1 protein-coding gene is annotated in these 1,351 nt (G+C 42.3%); it reads right to left on the reverse strand.

Features of this window, described 5'->3' with window-relative positions; genetic code table 11:
• Nucleotides 1-274: 274 nt before the first annotated feature.
• The coding region (locus F6K53_RS42805) for a reverse transcriptase domain-containing protein (protein WP_293086681.1) at nt 275-1,351 on the reverse strand (1,077 nt) is incomplete at its 5' end.

The following is a 1,351-nucleotide window of genomic DNA, read 5'->3' on the forward strand; positions in this document are numbered from 1 at the left end:
GGCTAGACATTGCCATGCTCTATCTGAGATTGTTGGTACTTTCAACATTCTTGTACCTCCGTTTTTCTTGGCTATGGGGATTTCCCTTAAGCCTTGGTGCGTCCAGTTTTCCGCACTAGATACTAGTTTTTTAAGTACCTCGAACCTTTCCTTATATGTCAGGGAGGCATTAAACTAAGCCAGTGAGTCACCCCACTGACTCGTCTTCAAAACCGTACGTGATACTTTCGCATCATACGGCTCCTCATCATAGGAACCATTGACATTGGTACCTCTACCACGGATTCTCATCCAACTCAGAGGAGTTGACCTTGGTATCGTGTTTAGCATCGTGGCAATGGAGGTGTAGCAATTCCAGATTTTCATCCTTATTGGTTCCACCTAGTGAGCGCGGTATGATATGATGCTTTTCCAACAAATCGTCTGAGCGGAAGGTTAAACCACAATGAGTGCATTTCCCTTTTTGGTTTTTCAGAAGTCTGGCCTTCTGCTTTGGCATTTCGGGATGTTTGCCCATTCTGGTACTCCAATAGATGAGGTCACCATCATAAGGACTTCTGGATTCTTTGACTTTGACATGCCTAACAATTGGGGTTTTAGCATGCTTGGGTAAATAAAGTTCTTCATTTACCCTAAAAGTCCAGTTGTCGTCTTCGATAATTCCCCAATACTTCTTGGTTACCCATCCTTTTGACTTTTTGGGGTGTCTCCTATATCCCCATCTTTGGAGTTTGTTCCATAACAGGTAACCCAATTTGCTGAATGTCTCTTTACTACAGACTGAGCTGTAATAGTTGCACCAGCCTCTTATAATGGGTTTTAATCGGCTGATTAAAGCCGCTTGTGGGGCAGCTTTATGGCGTTCTATTATTTGTGAAAGTTGCCCATAATGCTCTAGAACTTTCTCTTGGGATGGTTTGATGATGGTCTTAAAACCTTGTTTGGATTGGTTTTTACCCACTTGATACTGTCGGATGTTGAATCCGAGGAAGTCGAATCCTTCCGATGTATGAGTAATCCATGTCTTACTTGGTTTCAATTCCAAACCCATATCCTTTAACCATTCATTGATGATTCTTTGACAGTCTTCTACCACAGTTTGGTCTTTATGCATGATGACGAAGTCATCTGCATATCGGATTAAGCTTAATGCTTTTCTATTTCTGGTTTTGTTTCCTTTCATAGATTCTGCATATTGTTTAATCCGTTGTTCCATTCCGTGAAGGGCTATATTTGCCAAAAGCGGAGAGATAACTCCACCTTGTGGGGTGCCCTCTTCTGTAGATGAGAATGTACCATTATCCATCACGCCAGCTTTGAGCCAGGAGCGGATTAATCGTCTTATGGATGG

This window comes from Moorena sp. SIO4A1 (genome assembly GCF_010672065.1).
GTDB lineage: Bacteria > Cyanobacteriota > Cyanobacteriia > Cyanobacteriales > Coleofasciculaceae > Moorena.